At 45.2% G+C, this 21,306-nt stretch carries 19 protein-coding genes; 2 read left to right on the forward strand and 17 right to left on the reverse strand.

All coding sequences use genetic code 11. The annotated features are described in order from the left end of the window. The first annotated feature begins 258 nt into the window (after nt 1-258). Nucleotides 259-537 (forward strand): acylphosphatase, encoded by a 279-nt coding sequence (locus ABDW33_RS13360; RefSeq protein ID WP_343690565.1) that lies wholly within the window; start codon nt 259-261, stop codon nt 535-537. 136 nt (nt 538-673) lie between these two features. On the opposite strand, the gene ABDW33_RS13365 is transcribed toward ABDW33_RS13360, so the two are convergent. From ABDW33_RS13365 to ABDW33_RS13395, 7 genes are all read right to left on the reverse strand, one after another. Further along, nucleotides 674-1,807, reverse strand: a complete 1,134-nt coding sequence (locus ABDW33_RS13365; RefSeq protein ID WP_343690566.1) for a C1 family peptidase — start codon at nt 1,805-1,807, stop codon at nt 674-676. Nucleotides 1,808-1,925: 118 nt separating this feature from the next. Next, nucleotides 1,926-3,917 carry a M56 family metallopeptidase gene (locus ABDW33_RS13370; RefSeq protein WP_343690567.1) on the reverse strand — a complete coding sequence of 664 codons (1,992 nt, stop codon included), beginning with the start codon at nt 3,915-3,917 and terminating at the stop codon, nt 1,926-1,928. An 11-nt stretch (nt 3,918-3,928) separates the two neighbouring features. After that, entirely contained in the window at nt 3,929-4,321 is a 393-nt protein-coding gene (locus tag ABDW33_RS13375; protein ID WP_343690568.1) for a BlaI/MecI/CopY family transcriptional regulator, read from the reverse strand. A gap of 301 nt (nt 4,322-4,622) precedes the next feature. Continuing rightward, entirely contained in the window at nt 4,623-5,258 is a 636-nt protein-coding gene (locus tag ABDW33_RS13380; protein ID WP_343690569.1) for a hypothetical protein, read from the reverse strand. An 86-nt stretch (nt 5,259-5,344) separates the two neighbouring features. After that, nucleotides 5,345-6,223 carry a DUF4249 domain-containing protein gene (locus tag ABDW33_RS13385; protein WP_343690570.1) on the reverse strand — a complete coding sequence of 293 codons (879 nt, stop codon included), beginning with the start codon at nt 6,221-6,223 and terminating at the stop codon, nt 5,345-5,347. A gap of 5 nt (nt 6,224-6,228) precedes the next feature. After that, nucleotides 6,229-8,607: a TonB-dependent receptor gene (locus ABDW33_RS13390; protein WP_343690571.1), complete on the reverse strand. Its 2,379-nt coding sequence runs from the start codon at nt 8,605-8,607 to the stop codon at nt 6,229-6,231. Between the two features lie 130 nt (nt 8,608-8,737). Beyond that, the gene (locus ABDW33_RS13395) at nt 8,738-8,953 is read right to left on the reverse strand and encodes a hypothetical protein (protein ID WP_343690572.1); all 216 of its coding nucleotides are present in this window, start codon (nt 8,951-8,953) and stop codon (nt 8,738-8,740) included. Nucleotides 8,954-9,047: 94 nt separating this feature from the next. Between ABDW33_RS13395 and ABDW33_RS13400 the strand changes: the two genes are divergently transcribed. Continuing rightward, nucleotides 9,048-10,046: an AraC family transcriptional regulator gene (locus tag ABDW33_RS13400; RefSeq protein WP_343690573.1), complete on the forward strand. Its 999-nt coding sequence runs from the start codon at nt 9,048-9,050 to the stop codon at nt 10,044-10,046. An 18-nt stretch (nt 10,047-10,064) separates the two neighbouring features. On the opposite strand, the gene ABDW33_RS13405 is transcribed toward ABDW33_RS13400, so the two are convergent. The 10 genes from ABDW33_RS13405 to ABDW33_RS13450 form a co-directional block, all read right to left on the reverse strand. After that, nucleotides 10,065-10,694, reverse strand: a complete 630-nt coding sequence (locus tag ABDW33_RS13405) for an NAD(P)-dependent oxidoreductase (RefSeq protein ID WP_343690574.1) — start codon at nt 10,692-10,694, stop codon at nt 10,065-10,067. A 56-nt stretch (nt 10,695-10,750) separates the two neighbouring features. After that, nucleotides 10,751-11,164 carry an Rrf2 family transcriptional regulator gene (locus ABDW33_RS13410; RefSeq protein WP_343690575.1) on the reverse strand — a complete coding sequence of 138 codons (414 nt, stop codon included), beginning with the start codon at nt 11,162-11,164 and terminating at the stop codon, nt 10,751-10,753. 234 nt (nt 11,165-11,398) lie between these two features. Beyond that, the gene (locus ABDW33_RS13415) at nt 11,399-13,612 is read right to left on the reverse strand and encodes a sodium-translocating pyrophosphatase (protein WP_343690576.1); all 2,214 of its coding nucleotides are present in this window, start codon (nt 13,610-13,612) and stop codon (nt 11,399-11,401) included. 133 nt (nt 13,613-13,745) lie between these two features. Continuing rightward, on the reverse strand, nt 13,746-15,260 hold the full coding sequence (locus tag ABDW33_RS13420) for an NAD(P)H-hydrate dehydratase (RefSeq protein WP_343690577.1): 1,515 nt from the start codon (nt 15,258-15,260) through the stop codon (nt 13,746-13,748). A gap of 71 nt (nt 15,261-15,331) precedes the next feature. Beyond that, on the reverse strand, nt 15,332-15,844 hold the full coding sequence (locus tag ABDW33_RS13425; RefSeq protein ID WP_343690578.1) for a hypothetical protein: 513 nt from the start codon (nt 15,842-15,844) through the stop codon (nt 15,332-15,334). Between the two features lie 64 nt (nt 15,845-15,908). Next, nucleotides 15,909-16,367, reverse strand: coding sequence for a hypothetical protein (locus tag ABDW33_RS13430; RefSeq protein WP_343690579.1), 459 nt, complete (start codon nt 16,365-16,367; stop codon nt 15,909-15,911). 63 nt (nt 16,368-16,430) lie between these two features. Then, the gene (gene nhaA / locus ABDW33_RS13435; protein ID WP_343690580.1) at nt 16,431-17,525 is read right to left on the reverse strand and encodes a Na+/H+ antiporter NhaA; all 1,095 of its coding nucleotides are present in this window, start codon (nt 17,523-17,525) and stop codon (nt 16,431-16,433) included. Between the two features lie 9 nt (nt 17,526-17,534). After that, entirely contained in the window at nt 17,535-19,622 is a 2,088-nt protein-coding gene (locus tag ABDW33_RS13440) for an OstA-like protein (protein WP_343690581.1), read from the reverse strand. Nucleotides 19,623-19,630: 8 nt separating this feature from the next. Then, nucleotides 19,631-20,629 (reverse strand): MlaD family protein, encoded by a 999-nt coding sequence (locus ABDW33_RS13445; RefSeq protein ID WP_343690582.1) that lies wholly within the window; start codon nt 20,627-20,629, stop codon nt 19,631-19,633. Between the two features lie 330 nt (nt 20,630-20,959). Beyond that, nucleotides 20,960-21,306: hypothetical protein (locus tag ABDW33_RS13450; protein WP_343690583.1), on the reverse strand; the 347-nt coding region annotated here is incomplete at its 5' end.

Consider the following 21,306-nt stretch of genomic DNA (forward strand, 5'->3'; position numbering starts at 1 on the left):
TCATGCATAGTCATTGAAGGATGGTCATGCATACTTACTCATCGGGAGTATGGTTGTGTATACTAATTAGCGTGTTTGTACTAAAAAATGGCACACCTCAAATGACCTCCATCACCGCTCCCAACCGCCGTCAACCGCACCTCAGCTACTATTCGTCAGGTACTGCCTGCTCCGGGTAGAATAATTTTTAATTCCCCCTTACTGTTCGTAGATTTAATATGTATACAACACATATTTTACAACCGTAACAGCACAACAATGCAAAAGATACACAAAGTCATTATTGTAAAAGGCAAAGTGCAGGGTGTCTTCTTCAGAACCAATACCAAGCGTACTGCAGATGGGCTTGATATCAAAGGACAGGTCAGGAACCAGCCAGATGGTAGTGTGTGGATTGCTGCAGAAGGGGAGGAGGGACCAATGGAAGCTTTTATTGCCTGGTGCCGCCAGGGCCCGCCGCTTGCCAAAGTAACCGGTATTACTATCGAGCCGGGGGAAGTACAGCACTTCAAGTCATTTGACATCTCGCATCCCTGAACTTCCGTCACTATACTGATAAATATATTGCCTTTTGCGACCTATGCCAGCAAATAAAAATCCGCCCCTGTCTTCGGACGGGAGCGGATTTTTGATATAGCAATATGTCATTACCCGATTGAATGGGTGGTTGCATTTATTTCAACGCGAGTTTACTCAGGGTCGCTTTATCCAGCACGGCTTTAGGCACTACTATTGTAATTGTATTGAGCGCAAAATAAGGTACAGACACATGCATATACCCCTCAAAAGGTCCGGCTTTAGGGCCCCATGAATTCTTCACAATAAAGAACTCCTTACCACCGGCTGATTTACCAAGCCCTGTGATCTGCATCAGGTGATCATCTTCTGTCACCAGCTCTTCATACAGACGTTGCCTGTCTTCCGGCGTCACCACTTTCTCACTCAGATCCGGGTTGAAAGGGACTTTTTTCAGCAGGGAATCTTCAGCGGGGTACAAGCCATACCCCTTGCCTGTCAGCCAGCCCCTGTTGCTCATATCCGTATCCCACGATATGGTATAGCCTTTATTCACAGCCGCTTTTGCCACATTCACGAACTCTTCCAGTGGCAGGTTATAATACGCACCATTAGAATAATTATCAGGCACCTGCACAATAAAAGGAGCATAGTAAGGATGATCCGTAAATGAAGTCAGGTTTACATAGTCATCTGGTGAAAACTTTACCACTTCTTTCGCAAAAGTTACGGGTGTATAGTTTTTACCATTGTACGTAAAAGAAGCAGGCGGAGCGCCCAGGTACTGGTCCAGAATACTGCTTACACGGGCGGTCCAGTTGTCCGGCAAAGGTCTCTTTACCTTCAGTAAACTATCCAGGTAGTTTTTCATCGCTTCTACCATCGGGCCATGGTTGTGTGTAGTACGGCCATTCGTCAGGCCGCTGTACACATTCTCCGGCATCAGGCCATAGATAGCAGCAGCGCGAATGAAATCATGCGACAGACCGCCTTCATCGAAGCGTGTAAACCCCTGTCTGTGAATGTAGTTTTTAGCTTTCTCCATGTAAATATTGCGAACAATATACATCTCCGAAAGATCTAATGCTGGCAGCCCTTTTCGCAGGCATTCTGATTCAACGACTGATGTAGACGAAAAGCACCAGCAGGTGCCGGTTTCGCCCTGATCTTTCACCGAAGTGGCAGCATTATTTTTAATAATTGTAAAATCCTGAATTGACTGATGACCTTCCTGTGCTACAGCGCCTGTAGACAATAACAGCATCAGCAATCCTTGTGAAATCTTCTTCATCCATGGTTGGTTTAGTACATAAAGATAAGGGGGAACCATGAAATAAAAACGCCACTGCCGTAGGAACGGCAGTAGCGCGGTATAAATGATAGGTTCTGGCGAAAAACCCGTTGAAATATTATTCTTCTACACTGATGGTAAGGTTATCTTCCTTGCCAAGAATAGACAGTTTTTTGGCAGCCCTCAGGTAAGATTTATATCTGTCTGCTACATCAGTTGACTGCTTAACGTCGTTGATGTAAAGACTACCGTCTTTCTTTTCGATTTTGTAGCCTTTGTTCGTATCAATAAGTTTATCAGCAGCCATCTTATCAATCATTTCCTTGTACTGTCCATCACCTTTGGCATGTGCCATGTCTTCACGGTATTTCGCTTCGGCGATGCGTTGTTTTTTCATTTCTGTTTTTGCGGTCGCCATCGCCAGCTGCATTTGCTTTTTAGATTCCTTCATCGCCTTTGCAGTTTCCTGACGGGCTTTCTCCATCGCATCTTTGAATTCCTGGCTGTTCATAGCAGCTCTGGCAGATTCTATACCCATCTGCGCTGCAGGGATTGCATCTTTCATCGCAGCCCTTGCCGCATCCAGGCCCACACGGATGCCTTCCTGGATAACGTTGGTGTCGATGTCTACACCTACATTGGAATGCATGTTGGAAGTTCTCAGACTTTCCTTCACCTGCTTGTTCACCTCACGCCAGTCAATTTGTTTCATGGCTTGCTCAACCTCCTTGTTCATCTGGTTCCAGTCAATTTGTTTCATAGATTGCGTAACATCTTTATGCATCTGGTTCCAGTCAACACTTTTCATCGCTTTCTCCACTTCTTTGTTGATGGCATCCCAATTCATTTCCTTCATCGCGTTAGCTACTTCATCATTCACATCATTCCAGTCTATATCTTCCATGGCTTCGTCTTTTGCGGCCTTTTTGTCCGCTTCCCGCGCTTCCTTGTCCATTTGCTCCGCGTCTTTTTCTTCAGTATGAACGGTGGCTTTAGGTTGAGTTGTATCACCCATGTAAGTGCGGGAGATGCTGGTCAGTACAGGTTCAGCTGTCTTCCTGGTGGTTTTCCTGGCACGTGCCTGAATGGGATTCAGCCATGCGATGGTGATCAGGCCCACGGCGATGATCATTACGGCCAACAGTTTTTGTGTATAATTAATATTTTTAGTTTTCATTTCCATGATGCGTTTAATGCGGTGAAATAGATGTTGTTTATTATCTGCCGCTGCCATGGCGAGTGCATTAACTGTTAACCGGTATTCTTCTAATGCTACCAGCGCTTTGGCATATTGCAGGGGTTGCACCTGACTTGCAATAACAAGGTCATCGCAACAGTGTTCTCTTTCGAGGCGGATGTTTTTAGTGATCCACCAGATAAAAGGATTAAAGAATAAAATTGTTTCAACGATAGATTGGAAGATATTGAGTAGATAATCATTGCGTTTGATGTGTGCCAGCTCGTGCAGGAGGATGGCTTCCAGCTGTTCGGCAGTCAGGTCGTTGAACATGGCTACAGGCAGCAGGATCAGCGGTTTCAGAAAGCCGATCATAACCGGAACCTGGATGTGTGTGGAGATCAGCAACTGCACTTTACGGGGAATCCGTAACCGGGCAGTTAGCCGCTCCAGGTGTTTTTCCCATTCTGCATCTATGGGTAGCACCTGTTTGTTGCGGATCTGTTTCAGTTGCACCAGATCCATAATCAGTTTAATACTCATGACAGCAACTCCCGTAACATACAAGGCAACCACGAGAGGAAACCACATTTCCAGTTGGGGAATGAAGTGCTTGATGGAGCTTTGACTCTGGTATATAGCAGGCATGTTCATGTGCTTTTGGCGCACGCCCGTTTCGATCATCACCCAGGTAGCCTGTCGTACACGCAGGGCAGCAGCGACCTGTTGCCAGAGCGTAATACAGAACCAGGTAAAGATCCCTGTCATTGACAGGTAACACAGGTTATACTTGATCCGGGCACTCATGTGCGACCAGATATACAATACAAGCCGCAGACAAGCAAAGATCAGGAACCCCTGCCAGATGGAATGTAAAAGCGCCCATCCAAAAGCCTGTATCAGAATGGTTGGGAGAACAAATTGTGCTGCCATAGAACTTGAGTTTACCTTTTTTGCTGGTCTTCTATATCATTCAGGTATTGCCTTATCTTGTCCAGTTCTTCCTTGGAAGAAGTATGATGACCAAGGGCCTGCATGACTAACTGAGAAGCAGAACCATTAAATACGGTATCAATCATTTTGTTCAGCAATTGCTGCTGGGTACTTTCCTGTGAAATAGCAGCAGTGTACACATGTGTTTTGCTGCTGGCATCCCTGTTTAAGTAGCCTTTTTCATGCATTATCTGCATTAGCTTCAGGGTAGTGGTATACCCTGCATCTTTGCTTTTTGACAGCTCATCGTGCACGTCCCTTACAGTAGCGGCACCTTTTTCCCACAGGATTCCAAGAATCTCCAGTTCACTTTCCGTCGGTTTGCTATTTTTTGCTGTACTCATTTATTTTCAATGATTATTGATCTACGAATATCTTCGTAAGTAAATGTACGACACTTTTCGTAATTGCAAAATTTATTTTTAAAAACTTTAGAAAAAGGGGGCAGTTAGGTTAACAGATAAAAAAAGCGCCTGTATCTTTTTGATACAGACGCTTATGGGGATACCTGGCAGACGCAGGTAGCATATTGTAAAAATGTGCAGCACATGCTATTATCTGTGAGCTATTAAAAACAGGCATGCCATCCTTCGGGCCCCCATTTCAGCAAGACAGAGCAGATAGCAATGCCTGGCATAGTATTGTTTAGAACTTACCTGCCTTAATTCCGAAATGGAATGAAGCCATGCTCAGATCTCCGTTTGATATATTGGGTGTATTTGAGCCCTGTACAAAGCGGTAAGTCGCTCCCAGGTCCAATCTCAGATAGCTGGTTACGTTTACTTCGATATTGGCAAATGGTTCTGCTACAAACAATTCGCTCCTGTCGTAAGAATGATAATGTATATCATCATCATTCAGATCAAAATTGGCTTTGTTTCTTCTTGCTACGGCACCGCCACCTACCAGTGCGCCGGCTGTCCAGTGAATTAACTTATCAGTATTGTGGATGTATTCCACAGCGAGGCCGGTATACCAGAAATTCAGATACTGCTTATAGCCGTTGGTCGCACTAGGTGCATAACTCGAAGTGATGTTGTTTGCGAGGGAATAGGCACCTGCGCCAAACATCCATTTCCTGTTGAGCAGCACCCCGCCATATCCTCCGGTCATGGAAGCGAATTTACCTCCGATGGATGTTAAATTGGCCGCAGGCACACCATACGCACCGATTTTGCTGGAAGTAGATTTTTTAGAGAATAACGTTTCAGTTTGGGCAGTCTGAGCCCAGGCCTGCTGTACTGCTAACAGTACCAGCAGCGCCAACAGCGCTTTTTTCATAAAATTAAGTTTAAAGAAAGAGAGAGAAGAAAGGAGAGTGGCCGGTTAGTTATGTTGAGAACCGGACCACTCCCTTATAAAGAAGATCAATTCGTAGTAATCGAGGTATCACTTACAGCGGAGGTTCCAAACCATCCAAGTATTTTACCTTTGCCACCACCATCGGTGACATTCTTAACATTCGTACCAACATTCGCTAATACTGTGGCAAACAATCCGCCTGACTGCATCTGTGTTTGCACGGACGTTACCCAAAAGTAGCTTGGATAAGTCAGAGAACGCAGTTTGATAATTGCCAGATCGCCTTTCAGGAAAGGATGCTCATAATCATTTACACTTTCGCCTACGAACTGTGGAAACTCCTGTCCATCAGACAAACCTTCGGAGAAACCACCATCTATCACGTAGTTATCTTCCAGAATGTTGCCTTTGCTCATGTCATTCCTGTAAGATCTGATCCAGGTATAATCTGTTTGACCAGCCATATCTTTTGCATAGAATCGTACATAGTAACCATCTTTACGTGCACCATCCGTATTTTCCTTCTTGTATTTATAATCCACATTGGTAATGGCTGCTACTGGTTTAATGGTGTCCGTCGCTTCGTAGATATTTGAATCATACTCCACACGCAGGCGGTAAGTGTGATTTACGTGACCTATCTGTCCGCTGCTGGGCTCACATTTGTACACTGAATCAGTAAATATGAAAGGATAAACATCACCAGTTGTTTCATCGTACAGTGTGATGGTCGCATTGCTGATAATTGGCGTTGCTCCTGATTGTGTGTAGGGTACAGACTTTGTAAATCTGATATACTGTGTACCCGGTTCAGTAGTGATCCACGCATCCAGCACAGGATAAGAAGTACCTTCAGGAACATTCAGATCAATTACATCTGTACAGGAACTAAACCCTGCTATTAAAGCTGCAAATATTGAGAGTCGGAAAAATTTCTTCTTCATGACGGTTAAAATTTAAAGTTGTAAGTAATACCTGGGATGACAGAACCAATGATAGACAGGCGGATGGCTTCTCTCTTGTTCTTATCATCTTCGTTCTGCTGGAAGTAAATAGAGTAAGCATTGCGACGTGCATACACATTGTACAGCGAGAATACCCACTCACCTTTCCAGCGTTTCAGTTGCTTGCCTTTCAGTGTCAGGGATACATCCAGACGATGGAAGGCCGGCATACGATAAGTATTACGTTTGTCAGTACTGTTGTAAGGAATATCCCATCCCTGGTATTCCAGGCGGCTGTCTGCATAGGTAGTTGGCGTACCGGTTGCATACACCCAGTTGGCCGAGAAAGAAGTTCGTTTGTTAATTTCATGTGTCACTACTACGTTCACGTTATGGGTACGGTCATAGCGGTTCAGGAACCATTCGTTCTGATTGATACCTTCTGTTTTACGTTCTGACTTTGACAGTGTATAGCTGATCCAGCCTGTAGTAGTACCAATTTCTTTCTTTGCCATTACCTCCAAACCATAAGAGCGGCTTTTGCTTGGCAGCAGGTCTGCTTCAATGTACTGGTTCAACTGCAGGTTGGCATTATCAATATAATCCAGCTGATGGTTCATGTTTTTGTAGAACACTTCAGCAGATATTTCATACTTACCACTTGTTGCATCGTATGCATAGCCAACGGTGTACTGATCAGCAACCTGTGGTTGAACATTGTTGGTACTTGGAGTCCAGATATCGAGTGGAGTAGGAGAGGCGGTGTTTGACAACTGGTGCATGTACTGTGTGGTACGGGCAAAAGATGCTTTCACGGCATTGTTGTCATTGATACCATAGCGAATGTTGATCCTTGGCTCCAGGTAGTTATAAGCTTTGATCAGCTCATTCGAACCATATGTTTTGCTACCAATGAGGGTTTTACGTACACCCGGTGTGGTATCATTGTAGTAATAAGCGGTGCTGTTACCAAGGAACTGATATTCAGAAAAGCGCAGGCCATACTGTACACCGAATTTCTTGCTGGGTTTCCACTCGTGATCAATGTAAGCTGCAGCTTCCAGACCATGTTGCTGTGTCAGGTTCTTTACGTTGGTGTTGGCACCATCCTGACTCACACCTTTACCGGGTTTGAATGTGTAGTAGATGCCCTGTACACCGAAGTGTACACTGTTCTTTGCATTCACATAGTAAGTAAAGCCTGGTTTAAAACCATAATTGATGATGTTGGATGTCCAGTTGTAGGCCTGGTAGTTATCGCTCTCATTCTTTGTAGAGCCGTTATTAAACTTAAGACTATAATCATAGTTACTATAAAAAGTAGTCAGGTTCAGGAACAATCTGTTGTTGAACACATGATTCCATCTTACAGTAGCCGTTTTATTACCCCAGTTCATATTCACATCCGTACCAAAACCGAATACGTCTCTACCCAGATAACCGCTCACAAAGAGGGTATTGGTCTTATTCAGTTTAAAGTTGGCCTTGGCTGTGATGTCGTAGAAGTTCAGTTTGGTATCCTTCGTATCACCACTCAGGAAAGGCTTCATAAGGATGTCGATATAAGAACGGCGGGCAGCTACGATAAAGGAAGATTGGTCCTTCACGATAGGGGCCTCGATGGAGAGACGGCTAAATACATTGCTGATACCGCCATTTATAGCCATATTCTGGTTGTTCCCGTCCTTCATGCGTATATCAAGTACTGAAGAAGTACGACCGCCGTATTCAGCCGGAAAACCACCTTTAATGAGATTTACGCTTTTTACCGCATCCGGGTTGAATACCGAGAAGAAGCCGAGCATGTGTGTAGAGTTGTATACAGGGGCTTCGTCCAGCAGGATCAGGTTTTCATCTGCCGCACCACCACGTACGTTGAAGCCATTGGCACCTTCACCTACGGTTTGTACACCGGGCAGAGTCTGTATAGAGCGCAGTACGTCTACTTCTCCCATGAAAGTGGGCATCTTTTTCATTTGTGCAATGTCGAGACGATTGATGCTGGTAGTCAATGTATTAACAGCTTTTTCTTTATTGTCGCCGATCACTGTTACCGTATTCAGCTGGCTGCTGGACTTATCCAGTTTAATATCCAGTGTCTGGTTTCCTTTCAGTGTAATATGGGTCTTAACAGGAGCATACCCTACGTAAGAAAACTGAATGTCATGGTCGCCGGCAGGCAGTGTGAGGGAATAAAAGCCATATTCATTGGTAACAGTACCGAGGCCTGTTCCCGCTTTGGAAACGGAGATCCCAATGAGGCTCTCACCGTTTTGCTGGTCTTTTACATATCCGCTTAATGTAAACCGTTGCTGCGCATTTGACTGTAGCGCCCAAAGCAAAAGAATGCCAATGGACAGTAGCTTTACTAGCCTTGTCTTCATAAAAGGATTTGATAGTTATAAATTTACAAATGTTGTAAGGTGCGCTTGTTGTAATCTAAACACGCATATATGACGTGGGATATTGGGGTTACCCCTATGGGTTGGCCGGGAAATTTTTAAAAAATATGGCTCAGTCGAGTATATCACATTGATAACCCATGCGTTGCAGTAGGAAAATAACTTCAGATTCGTTCACAGGACAATTTTGTCCTACAACCCTTAATACTTTATCGCAATCTTCAATATCTACAGTACAGGCTTGAATCCGGAATTCATGCCGGATGGCAGCAATCACCTTTAACTTATCCTGGTCTGTACTGATATTTGTTTTGAATATTCCGATCATTTGATTATAATATTTAGCTTTGTGCAAAGGTGGTGCACATCGTCTGGCTAACTGTTACACGAAAAGGATTAAATTTTATATTTAACGGATTATTATGGGCGTCCAGATCAGGAATGATATAAATGAATTATTGCTCGAGGAGGATATGGGCGATGACCTGCAGGAGAAACTCTTTTCTACAAGATTGGTTGAAGAGAAGCAGGAGATCAAGTACCATTTCGGGGAAGCGGTGTTCCGGGAAACCTTTTTTGACGGTTACCATATTTTCTCCGGCGATGCCTCTGTATATGAGAATCTCCATGTGAATGCTACTGAAGCTACACCGGCGGTATCGCTGTTCTTTATGGTAAAAGGGCAGTTCAATACCAATGTGGGGTATGAGCGGGAGCGCCTCTTTGCTTCCCGGGAGCACAACCTGTATTTTAATCCGGGGGGCGTGGAGAACGCACATATCATTAAACAGGACGGGCTGGCAGTAGTCGGTATGAACTTCAGCAAGGAGCGATTCCTGCAACTGGCCGATAATAATGGCCGAATTCTGGATATGCTGGCAAACAATGTAGCGGGCAATAAACCTATCATTTTAAATAAAAGAAGTAACCATCCGATCACTGCACGCATGCTGATGATCCTGGATGAGATCAGGAACTGCCAGTTTCAGGGAGGCCATAAAAAACTCTTCCTGCAATCTAAAGTCATAGAGTTACTCGCCTTGCAATGTGAACAGCACGAGCAGGCGGAAACGATAAGGAAGGAGCGGTTTGCGCTATCAGCAGCAGACAGAGAGCGGATTTACTTTGCGAGGGACTTTTTACTGATCCATATGCAGGCGCCCCCATCACTTACAGAGCTATCAAGGGCAGCAGGGTTAAACGAGTTTAAACTGAAAAATGGATTCAGACAAGTATTTGATAATACCGTGTTTGGATACCTGAACGATCATAAAATGGAGCACGCCAGGCAATTATTACAATCGCCGGTGCAATCAGTAACGCAGATCGCTGAGGAGCTGGGTTTTTCATCCGTACAGCACTTCAGTACTGCATTCAGAAAGAAATTCGGGGTAAGCCCGGCAAAATTAAGGGGGCTATAATCAGCCCCCTTTGTTATTTTAGTAAGCAGCAGTAAATCTTGCTTTCACATGTTGATTCTTCTCTACTTCATCAATCAGCGCTACTGCATAGTCCTTATTTGAAATCTTACTGTTACCTTCAGCATCTGTTACCAGCGTATCTTTACCCAGGCGGAACTTACCCGTACGCTCACCAGGGAAGATATAAGCAGCTGGGCTCATCACTGTCCAGTCCAGGTCATTTTGTTCTCTTAACCAGTAGAACCCTTCACGGGCTGCAGTGGCACCGCCTTTCCATTCAGCCGGGAAATCAGGGGTATCCAGCAGTTGCTTGCCCGGAGCGATTTCCAGGCTACCTGCACCGCTTACTACCAAAACACGTTTAATACCCGCTTTTCTCGCCCCATTTGCCAGGCCCTGGATCAGTTTCAGGTAAGTTGGTGTGTCATGGGCGTTGAATGAGCTGATGATAGCTGTGGTGCCCGCTACCAATTCAGCTAGTTTGTCAGCATCAGCTACGTCACCCTGCTTTACAGTCAGGTGAGGGTGGGTGAGGGTAATTTTCTCCGGGTTACGTACAATAGCAGTTACCTCATGTCCTCTTTCCAGTGCTTCAGCTAGTAATGCGCCGCCAATAAAGCCAGACGCGCCTACGATGGTTAATTTCATTGTTTTACTATTTTTATTATTGTTATTAAAATTGTTACAGTTTGGTGCAAAAAAAATCAAGACACTAACTGAGCGCTGAATTGCGCCAGTGTGGTACTCTTCAGTTTCTCATATACGGCCTGATCGATGATGTCAAAAAGGCCTTCCAGTGCTCCATTGATCTCTCTGCCTACAGGGCAGGCAGGGTTGGGAAGGTTGGGGGAGAAGCCGAAGATGTGGTTTTCCTTTACTATCTGGAAAACATCCGACAGGTAAATATTGTTTGCTGGCCTGGTCAGCCGGCTGCCCCCGTTTTTGCCTTCTTTGCCTTCTACAAGACCAGCCTCTTTGAGGGCCGCCAGTTCTTTACGTACCAGCGCGGGGTTGGTATTGAGTGAGCCGGCAATAATATCACTCGACAGCCACTCCGAATCAGATAGGCTGAGCAGGCTGAGGATATGAATCGAGATTGCAAACTTACTTTTAACCATACTGTAATTAAAATGATTACAGTACAAAGATAAAACCTTTTTTAATTCTACCAAATAAATTGATAACTATATAATATACAATCTATTAGATGGCGTTTCTATAAGCTCGCTATAAGCTTTCTTCGACGCTTGTTCGATGCTTCTTCGACGCTTCTTCGACGCTTGTTCGACTAAGCTATAACTAAAAAGCCCCGGCGGTTAGGCCAGGGCTTTTTATTATAATCTTCAGAATCATTACTTTTTAGCGATCACCTGTTCAACTTTAAGTGGTTGCTTTTTCGCAGTTGCAGGTTGTCCTGTATGATGGATCTCTGCCAGGGTGGGGGCTATTACCAGGCTTACAATAGACATCAATTTGATCAGGATATTCATAGATGGACCTGAAGTATCCTTAAAAGGATCACCTACGGTATCACCAGTTACGGACGCCTTGTGCGGCTCTGACTTTTTGTAATAAGTCTCACCATTGATCACCACTCCTTTTTCAAAGGATTTCTTGGCATTATCCCATGCACCACCCGCATTGTTCTGGAAAATTCCCATCAGTACTCCACTTACGGTGGCACCTGCCAGGAAACCACCCAGTACTTCCGGACCAAATACAAAACCAACTACAATAGGCGTGATCAGGGCAATCGCACCAGGCACCATCATTTTCTTGATAGAAGCCTGGGTGGAAATGGCCACACACTTATCATACTCCGGTTTGCCTGTACCTTCCATAATACCCGGAATGGTCCTGAATTGTCTTCTTACTTCTTCCACCATGCTCATAGCCGCCTCTCCCACTGCCCTGATAGCCAGGGAAGAGAAAATAAACGGAATCATGGCGCCGATGAACAGACCAGCGAGTACATTCGCTTTATAAATATCTATACCATTGATCCTGGCTACACCTACGAACGCTGCAAACAATGCCAGCGCTGTCAGAGCCGCAGATGCAATAGCGAAGCCCTTACCTGTAGCAGCTGTTGTATTACCTACTGCATCCAGGATGTCCGTTTTCTCTCTTACTTCCTTAGGCAGTTCACTCATTTCTGCGATACCACCGGCGTTATCTGCAATAGGGCCGAAGGCATCGATTGCCAGCTGCATAGCTGTAGTAGCCATCATACCGGCAGCCGCGATGGCCACGCCGTACAGGCCTGCACAGGCATAAGATCCATAGATCCCCGCAGCCAGTACAATGATCGGCAGCATTGTAGATTCCATACCCACTGCCAGCCCCCCGATCACATTGGTAGCATGACCTGTTGAAGACTGACGGATAATAGACAACACCGGACGCTTGCCCATCGCGGTATAAAACTCAGTGATGATACTCATCAGCGTACCCACAGCCAATCCCACGAATATAGCTCCTACCACACCACTCTGGGTAATTGCTTTGGTACCTTCACGTAAATCATTTGTTCCAGGTAAATAATCACGTTTCAGGTAAATTGATCCTTCAGGCAGGATCCAGTAAACCAACGCGGCACTGGCGATAGCTGATAGTACAATAGATCCCCAGTTACCCATATTCAATGCTTTTTGTACGGTGCTGGTGTTCAGACCTGCACTGTCAGAAATGCGAACAAACACGGTAGCGATCATGGAGAACAAAATACCAAAGCCAGCGATCATCATCGGCAGCAGGATGGGGCCAAGGCCACCAAATTTGTCGTTAGAGACAATTTCACTGCCCAGTACCATTGTCGCCAGTACAGTAGCTACATAAGATCCAAACAGGTCGGCGCCCATACCGGCTACGTCACCTACGTTGTCTCCTACGTTGTCCGCAATTGTAGCAGGGTTACGCGGATCATCTTCAGGGATGCCGGCTTCTACCTTCCCTACGAGGTCGGCGCCTACATCCGCAGCTTTTGTATAGATACCGCCACCCACACGTGCAAACAGTGCGATGCTCTCTGCACCCAGTGAGAAACCGGTCAATACTTCGATGGTTTTGATCATCTCGTTGGTGTTAGGAATGGCACCAAAGTAAGATTTCAGAATGATGAACAGGGCGCCGAGGCCTAATACAGCCAAACCGGCAACACCCATACCCATTACAGATCCACCGGTAAAGGAAACCTTGAGGGCTTGTGACAGGCTGGTACGTGCAGCCTGAGCGGTACGTACATTTGCTTTCGTTGCGATTCTCATTCCAATGAAACCGGCTGTAGCGGAGAATACAGCACCAATGATAAATGCAAGAGCAATAGTCCAGTCAGAGTTTTCATGAGATGCTCCCATTATCCCCAACAGGATAGCGGCGATAATTACAAAATAGGTAAGGATCTTGTATTCAGCCTTCAGAAAAGCCATTGCCCCTTCTGCAATGTAGCGGGCTATTTCTGTCATCCTTTCATTGCCGGCATCCTGGCGGGACACCCATGCACTGCGGACTGCCGTAAATAGCAGGGCAAGTAAGCCAAAACATGGAACGAGGTAAACGATATTCATATACGTGATTTTTTACAATTCTATAAATATAAACTTTATTCCTTTACGAATTGTCTGATGGGAAATAGATAAGTAACTGATAGGGAAAAGCCGTTATTTCCGGGTTTTTTGGGGTGCATATTGATGTAGTGCCTTATTTACGCAGGCCCAGAAAGGATTTACCGAGATGGTCAATCAGGTCTTCAGGTGTCATTGCTTCCTGGGAGAGCGTTTCAGCGGCATAGTCGCCAGACAGACCATGGATATATACGCCCATCAGCATTGCTTCCCTTGAACTGTAACCCTGTGCCAAAAGTGCCGTTAGAATTCCTGTTAATACATCCCCGCTGCCTCCTTTTGCCATACCAGGATTGCCGGTTGTGTTAAAATAAATGCTGCCATCAGGAAATGCCATCGCCGTATACCGGCCTTTCAACAAGATGCAGAGACCTTTTTCAATCGCATTGTGGGATAAAACCTGCAGTTGTTCCCTGTTGCTGGCAGTCTTGCCAAAGAGGCGCTCAAACTCTTTAGGATGTGGGGTGAGCAGGCTGCCCGCCGGCACCTTGTCGATCAGACCCGGTGTAGTCGCGATGATGTTGAGTGCATCTGCATCCAGTACCATCGGTTGACGATAGAGCTCAAAGAGTCGTTCCAGTGCCCAGGCAGTACCAGCAGCAGTGCCAATACCAGGGCCTATTCCAATTACTTTGTATGTTGAGGGGGCTGTCTGGAAACCGGAACTGTGATCGTATTGCTCATCTACTATGCACATAGCGGGAGGTACAGCGATCTGTATAATAGTATATCCGCACTTTGGTACGTGACAGGATAACAAACCCACACCCGCCCGCAGACAAGCTTTAGCACTCAATATCGCAGCGCCCATTTTGCCTTCACTGCCAGCTACCAGCAGGGCATGTCCATAGGTGCCTTTGTGGGCAAAAGGAGAGCGGGGTTTGTAAATACGCTTAATCAGGGCTTCATCACTGATATGAAAAGGGGTAGGTGTCTGCTGGATATAATCAGGGTGCAGTCCAATGGGTAAGACATGCACATCGCCTGTCAGGCCTGCATTTTCTGGAAATAAAAAAGCAAGTTTATAAAACTCAAAGCTTAGTGTATGGTGTGCTTTTACAACAGGCGAATGCAATGAAGAGCTATCAGCGCGCATCCCCGATGGCAGATCGATGGCAATAATGGTATGTGTAGTGTATAATGCCTGCAACTGATGAATAATACCTGCCAGCCAGCCACTCACAGGTCTGCTGAGTCCAGTACCCAATACAGCATCTATGATAAGCACACCAGCAGGCGGTTGTTGTATGGAAGCCGTATCAGGAATGTCATGCAGGGCATCCGGGTATTTTTGCTGCAGGGCTTCCCGGTTCGCCGCATGATCGGCCGATGCTTTCTCACTATGATGCAGTATATATGCATGAGCATCGTAGCCCCTGTTTCTAAGCAGCCGTGCGATGGCCAACCCATCTCCGCCATTGTTACCCATACCACAGTAGATATAAACAGGTGTCTCAGGGGCAAAATGTTTGCAAATCCAGGTTGTACAGGCGCCGGCAGCCTTTTCCATCAGGTCCAGGCTGCTGATGGGAGTATGTGCAATTGTAAATGCATCTGCTTCGCGAATCTGTTGTGCCGTGAAAATCTTCATACATATAAATATAAAAAAGAAAAAGCTTCTGTCAGCGACAGAAGCTTTTTCAATTGTAAAGTATATCCTTATTAGAAGGTGTATCTTGCAGAAGCACCACCGATCTCTTCGCCAATGTGGTGCGTACCACCTACGAAGTTTACATATGGTTTCAGGTCAGCACTGATCACCAGTGGAATCTTTTTGAATTTGTATTCCAGACCGATAATACCATCAACACCCGGAGTGGCATAAGAACCATCACCATGCTCAAAATAGCGATCACGATCATAATCCCAGCGATCATATACACCTACATGTACACCACCACCCGCATACATACGGAGCGGCGTATCACCCAGGTCAAAATGGTACTCATACAATGCAGTGAATGTCACGTTGGTACGACGGGAATAGTTAGTCGAAGCAATTGCCTCAAAAGCATGATTTTCAGTAAAGAAGTGCTGGAAAGTTGCACCTATGACCCATGGGTTCATTCTTACGCCTACCGCGTTTACGTAGTCTTTAGCGCTACCGCGACGTTGTGCATTAGCCTGAAATGCCATTACAGTACACAGGCTGAATAATAACACAAGTTGTTTCATATCTGTTTTTGGTTTTAAGAAAAAAGGTTGTTTCAATAATTTTTATAAAAGGTATTCCAATAAACTATTTTCCAAACGTATACCTGATGGATATGGCAAAATCAGTCAGGTCGTTATCTGTATTAAAATGAACTGCAGGTTTCCAGTCAATACTCAGGTTCAGCGGGAGCGAAGGAAAGGTGTAATCTACACCTGCAATACCATCTACGCCACCTATAAACTTTGTATTTCCCGATACTGTCCGGCTTCCCATATGAGCTCCTCCGCCTATGAACCATGCAAATCCCTGCGTAGTCAGCGCCGATAGGTCAAAATGATGCTCGTATAGTCCGGTGACAGTATAAGTTTGAGAATAAGCCCCTGCGATGCCTTCTACTGCGTTGGCATCGTCAAAAAAGTATCGTACTGTAGCTCCAAATGGTAAACCAGCGCGCACACCCAATTGCGGATTGCCTTTTGTTTGTGCCTCTGTAGTACTACTGTACAATCCTAATAGCAAGGCTATGAACAGGATCTTTTTCATTTGTTATTTGCAATGCTTCGCAATAACGGTGCCAAGATACAGAATATTGCGCGGATGAGACAGCTATCTTTTGTGTAGATAAAAATAGCCTGCCAGGCCAGCAATCAGGGACGCTGTCATGACTGCTATTTTACTATATACCTGCCATTCAGGATTTGTGTAGGCCAATGTTGCAATAAATATAGACATTGTGAACCCAATACCAGCCAGTAAACCGACGCCTGTTAGTTGTTGCCAGCTGCTTTGAGAGGGCAGGGCGGCAATGCGTGTTTTGACAGCTATAAATGAAAAGAAAAAGATGCCCAGCGGCTTACCCAATACCAGGCCGGCAATGATACCATAACTAATGGTATGCTGAAAGATATACCCCAGGTCACCGGGTATTACAATCGCTGTATTCGCCAGTGCAAACAATGGCATAATGATAAAATTAACAGGCTTGTGCAGGTGATGAATCAACGCATCAATCTTTGTAAGCGGGATCGTAAAGGCGAGTAATACCCCTGCAATAGTAGCGTGAATGCCGGAGTGTAAAACACAATACCACAGCAGGATGCCGGGAATGAAATAATATAAAAGCTGCTGTACCTTATATTTATTTAAAACAACTAACAGCACGAATATTCCAGCTGCTGCCAGCAAATACATCACATGCAATGTTGCCGTATAGAAAACGGCAATGGTTACTATCGCACCCAGATCATCTATAATGGCCAAAGCTGTGAGAAAGACTCTCAACGCCAGTGGTACACGTTTCCCCAACAATGAGATCACTCCCAATGAGAAGGCAATATCAGTGGCCATGGGTATACCCCAGCCATTTGCATACGGAGTTCCATGGTTGAACAATGCAAAGATCCCCGCCGGTACAAGCATGCCTCCTAAGGCCGCTAATACAGGCAGCGTAGCCTGCTTTAAGGATGATAATTCCCCGTTAACAAGCTCATTTTTGATCTCCATGCCAGCCAGGAAAAAGAAGAGCACCATCAGGCCATCATTGATGCCATGTGCTGCAAACGACCATCCCTGCAACCAGCTATCCTTTACAGGAGAATTAGCCAGCAGCAGGGATGTGATCGTACATATAATTAAAACAATTCCTGTGGCTCTGCTGTCATTAAAAAAGTTGTAAAAAGGAGAGAAGAGCCGTTTAATCATGATAATTGTTTAAGGTAAAGTATTTGTTACTGTTGTATCGGGAGCAGGTGCGGGTATCTTTTCTGTGACGCCACCCATCAGCTCGTATTTCGACTTCGGTCTGCGCTTGATATCCCATTTAAAATTAGGCAGCTGCATCTGATCGATAGGTCGCTGCCCGAATGGATACATCGTACCTTCCGGATCCTTGATGAAGTTCACATGATGCAATTGTCCTTCCAGGAAGTACATATTGATCACGCCACTCAGCGTTTTATTTACACTAATGATCGAACCATCATCATCCTGTACATAATAGATACTTTCTGCATTACCATCCACGTGCATCCAGTCAAGGTTCTGATTTTTAAAATACCCGGTGATGAAGTTACCCTTTATCTGGTCATACAGATCAGTGCTGACTTCTTTTACGATCAGACTATTTTGCGTGAGGTAGATCTTATCTGCAGTTTGATTTTTTGTATAGAGGTGAATGGTATCTCCACTCAACTGTGTGCCATTAGCCCACAATACCGGGTTACGATAAAAGCGGAAAACAGAATCCTTTGTAGAATAAAATACGCTATCAGCCACACCTTGTAATGAATCAGAGTAGATTTTTACATTGTGCCAGGCCATGACATACCTGATTTCGGTCGTGTCTTTTGCTTTGGAAGTATCTGGTTTATTCTGCAATACATCAGGACCTGCTTTTACCAGGCTGTCTCTTACTCCTTTTGGTAGCGCAGGATTTACAAGGGCCAGGCTGGCAGTATCCGTTACTACGCTCATGAGACTATCCCGTTCATGATCAGGTTGGCCGTTTGCTTTTTGCAGGCTTTCTTTGAATTTGTTAGCAGCAGGAGCGAGCTTTTCCGGAATCGGAGGATTACCTGGCTTACCCGGCAACGGCACTTGTTTAGCTATTGCAGGCATACTATCTGCTTTCAGACTATCCTCAACATTTACTTTAGCTAAGGACTGTATGCTATCCGATAAGGCCCTGGCTGTGCTATCAGGCAACGCTTTCACTATACTATCCGCTTTGGCCAGGTTCGGCATTGCTTTTTCTGCCGGTTTCTCCCGAACAGCATGACTTGTATCTTTCGGCGGTTTGCTTACTGAGAGGCTGTCCCTGCCTAAAATTGCGGAATACAAAGTGTCGGCAGACAGGTACAGGGTATCCGTTTTACCTTCCAGGATCATGAGCGGATGCTGGGTAGCAAGAATGGTTTTCTTCGCCTGGTTCACAGTACCATAGTTGGAAAGAAGACTCATATGCTGCGCCGTATCTCTGTAAACCATATTCCCGTAGGCATGCGCCATCCCGGATTTTTTGTCCATAATGATCCTGTCTGCAGTCACAGTGGTCGCACTATCTTCAATAGTAGGGCGGCTGTCGAAATTCCCTTCTCCACTTTCTGTGTTGTATTCGCCGGAAGTGGTATACATGATCGTCTTACCATCATTAATAGTGGTAGGCGCCACGATGGTAGCCACCTTGGTGACCGTATTATATAAGAGCGTATCAGTAGTGAGGGTATACTCAGGATCTACAAGCAATACATTCTTTTTGAAATAAACGTCTTTGGTATCGGCATAGTAAAAACCTTCCTGGCTGGTCAGTACGCTGGTACCGTTTACAAGTTTACCACCTTTGGTATAAGTACCGATCCGCGCATTCATGTCATATTGCAGCTCAGGACCGGAGATGGTGATCTTTCCATCGGTCAGGCGGGCATTGTCATGCATGGTAGCCAGGCGTGTCTCTCCTTCGTAATGAAGGTAATCACCATAGATATGAATACTGTCAGCCTGGTTGATATGAATATGACCATAGGCATCAAGCACATTGGTTGCCTTGTTGATAAAGGTACTATCACTATAAAACAACGTATTTCCCTGGCGGAAGATCACCTGATTAATAAACCGGTTCAGCGATACCCCGTTCTTCGTCACTACATTCAACGAGTCAGCATGAATGATATGGATGACTTTACCAGTATCATTCTTTTGCTGAGGAGTATTTTGCTGAAGGGTATCCTGCGCCCTGGCAGAGAATATACCGCCAAGGCAGATCCCGGTGAGGATAAGCCCGACTTTAGCTAAATGCTGCATGTTTAAAATCATTGTGCCGTAGCAGTATCTGATGGTATGGGCAGTGGTTTGGATTTCTTACCGAACAAAGAAAAGTGTACATACCTTTTTGGATTTACACGAAGGTCTTCCAACAATTTATTCAGGCTATTCAGTGAATTCTGCAGGTTCACATATACCTTCTTGTCGTTCAGCAGCATGCCCGCAGTACCATCTGTACTATTCAGTTTTGCAATGGTTTCATTCAGGCGGGTCGCCATCTGTTGCAGCTCCTGTAGCGTTTTATCCAATTGACCGTTAGACAGGGCCGCAGTTGTTTTTTCTGCATTGGCCAGAATAGCGGTGATCTTGTCGTTATTTGCTTTCAGGTTGGCAGTGAGTGACTGCAGGTTGTCAAAAGTAGCAGACACATTACCATGTTTGGGATCCAGCATATTATTCAGGGATGCGGAGGTACGGGTAAAGTTACCCATAGTGGCATTCAGATGCCCAATTGCTTCCCTGAGGTTCCCCTTGGTGGTGGTGTCAAAGATGGAGTTCACGGTCATGAGCACAGAGTCTACGGAGCCCAGCGTCCCTTCCAGCTTCTGCACCAATGGGTTCAGCTGTTCTTTCAGTGCATCTGTGACAGAACCGTCTACGGCAGCATATACCGTGTCGCCGTCTTTAAGATAATCGTTCGCGTTACCAAAATCGATCTGTACAGTCTTGGTGCCTAACAGATCACTGGTGATACGGGCAACTGAATTACGCGGAATATCAATCTTCTTCTTGATAGTCAGTGTTACGAGAATGCGGCCTGCATTCTTATCCATTACGTCCAGGTTGGCTACATTACCTACCACGAGCCCATTTACCTGTACGGCACTGGAAGGTTGGAGGCCATTTACCTGTGTATATACAGCATAAATAGTCTTGCTATGCGAAAAAAGGCTTTTACCTTTCAACAAATTAAAACCTAAAATCAGCATTGCGATAGCTACTGCAGCCAGGATGCCAACCTTAGTTTCGTTCGATACTTTAAGCATGTGAATACGTTATACGTTCTTGCAAAAATAATCAAAAAAGGATGCGGGCAATCAAATCCTGATTTTCAATTGCAAATACCACACCTGTTTTAACTAATATTTAAAAATGTAAATATAATATGAAGTATTGGAAATGATCAGGTTGGGAAAAAGTTGGGGGAAGGGTACAGGGGGAAAAACACTAAGGGGCGAGGGGAGGAGTTATCGTTGAGCCAGGGTATTTTGCTCAGGATCCATTATAAATGATGTTCCGGAATCCAGCTTTTTGGCACGGGAGAGTGCGGACCTCGCTTCACTAATAGAAGCAAAAGTGCCCCAGACGTACTTCTCTTAATGTTTTGCCTTCTTATCTTTCAGCAATATGCCTGTAGTACCATCAGTACTATTCAGTTTTGCAATTGTTTCATTCACGCGGGGCGCCATTTGCTGCAGTTCCAGCAGCGTTTTATCCAGTTGACCGCTAGACAGGGCCGCAGTTGTTTTTTCTGCATTGGCCAGAATAGCGGTGATCTTGTCATTATTTGCTTCCAGGTTGGCAGTGAGTGACTGCAGGTTGTCAAAAGTAGCAGGCACATTACCATGTTTGGGATCCAGCATATTATTCAGGGATGCGGAGGTACGGGTAAAGTTACCCATAGTGGCATTCAGATGCCCAATTGCTTCCCTCAGGTTCCCCT

The sequence above is a fragment of the Chitinophaga sp. genome, from assembly GCF_039596155.1.
Lineage (GTDB): Bacteria > Bacteroidota > Bacteroidia > Chitinophagales > Chitinophagaceae > Chitinophaga.

Coding starts and splice junctions, on each gene's coding strand:
- ABDW33_RS13360 (WP_343690565.1), top strand. CDS start 259: ATGCAAAAGATACACAAAGTCATTATTGTAAAAGGCAAAGTGCAGGGT.
- ABDW33_RS13365 (WP_343690566.1), bottom strand. CDS start 1,807: ATGAAGAAGATTTCACAAGGATTGCTGATGCTGTTATTGTCTACAGGC.
- ABDW33_RS13370 (WP_343690567.1), bottom strand. CDS start 3,917: ATGGCAGCACAATTTGTTCTCCCAACCATTCTGATACAGGCTTTTGGA.
- ABDW33_RS13375 (WP_343690568.1), bottom strand. CDS start 4,321: ATGAGTACAGCAAAAAATAGCAAACCGACGGAAAGTGAACTGGAGATT.
- ABDW33_RS13380 (WP_343690569.1), bottom strand. CDS start 5,258: ATGAAAAAAGCGCTGTTGGCGCTGCTGGTACTGTTAGCAGTACAGCAG.
- ABDW33_RS13385 (WP_343690570.1), bottom strand. CDS start 6,223: ATGAAGAAGAAATTTTTCCGACTCTCAATATTTGCAGCTTTAATAGCA.
- ABDW33_RS13390 (WP_343690571.1), bottom strand. CDS start 8,607: ATGAAGACAAGGCTAGTAAAGCTACTGTCCATTGGCATTCTTTTGCTT.
- ABDW33_RS13395 (WP_343690572.1), bottom strand. CDS start 8,953: ATGATCGGAATATTCAAAACAAATATCAGTACAGACCAGGATAAGTTA.
- ABDW33_RS13400 (WP_343690573.1), top strand. CDS start 9,048: ATGGGCGTCCAGATCAGGAATGATATAAATGAATTATTGCTCGAGGAG.
- ABDW33_RS13405 (WP_343690574.1), bottom strand. CDS start 10,694: ATGAAATTAACCATCGTAGGCGCGTCTGGCTTTATTGGCGGCGCATTA.
- ABDW33_RS13410 (WP_343690575.1), bottom strand. CDS start 11,164: ATGGTTAAAAGTAAGTTTGCAATCTCGATTCATATCCTCAGCCTGCTC.
- ABDW33_RS13415 (WP_343690576.1), bottom strand. CDS start 13,612: ATGAATATCGTTTACCTCGTTCCATGTTTTGGCTTACTTGCCCTGCTA.
- ABDW33_RS13420 (WP_343690577.1), bottom strand. CDS start 15,260: ATGAAGATTTTCACGGCACAACAGATTCGCGAAGCAGATGCATTTACA.
- ABDW33_RS13425 (WP_343690578.1), bottom strand. CDS start 15,844: ATGAAACAACTTGTGTTATTATTCAGCCTGTGTACTGTAATGGCATTT.
- ABDW33_RS13430 (WP_343690579.1), bottom strand. CDS start 16,367: ATGAAAAAGATCCTGTTCATAGCCTTGCTATTAGGATTGTACAGTAGT.
- nhaA (WP_343690580.1), bottom strand. CDS start 17,525: ATGATTAAACGGCTCTTCTCTCCTTTTTACAACTTTTTTAATGACAGC.
- ABDW33_RS13440 (WP_343690581.1), bottom strand. CDS start 19,622: ATGCAGCATTTAGCTAAAGTCGGGCTTATCCTCACCGGGATCTGCCTT.
- ABDW33_RS13445 (WP_343690582.1), bottom strand. CDS start 20,629: ATGCTTAAAGTATCGAACGAAACTAAGGTTGGCATCCTGGCTGCAGTA.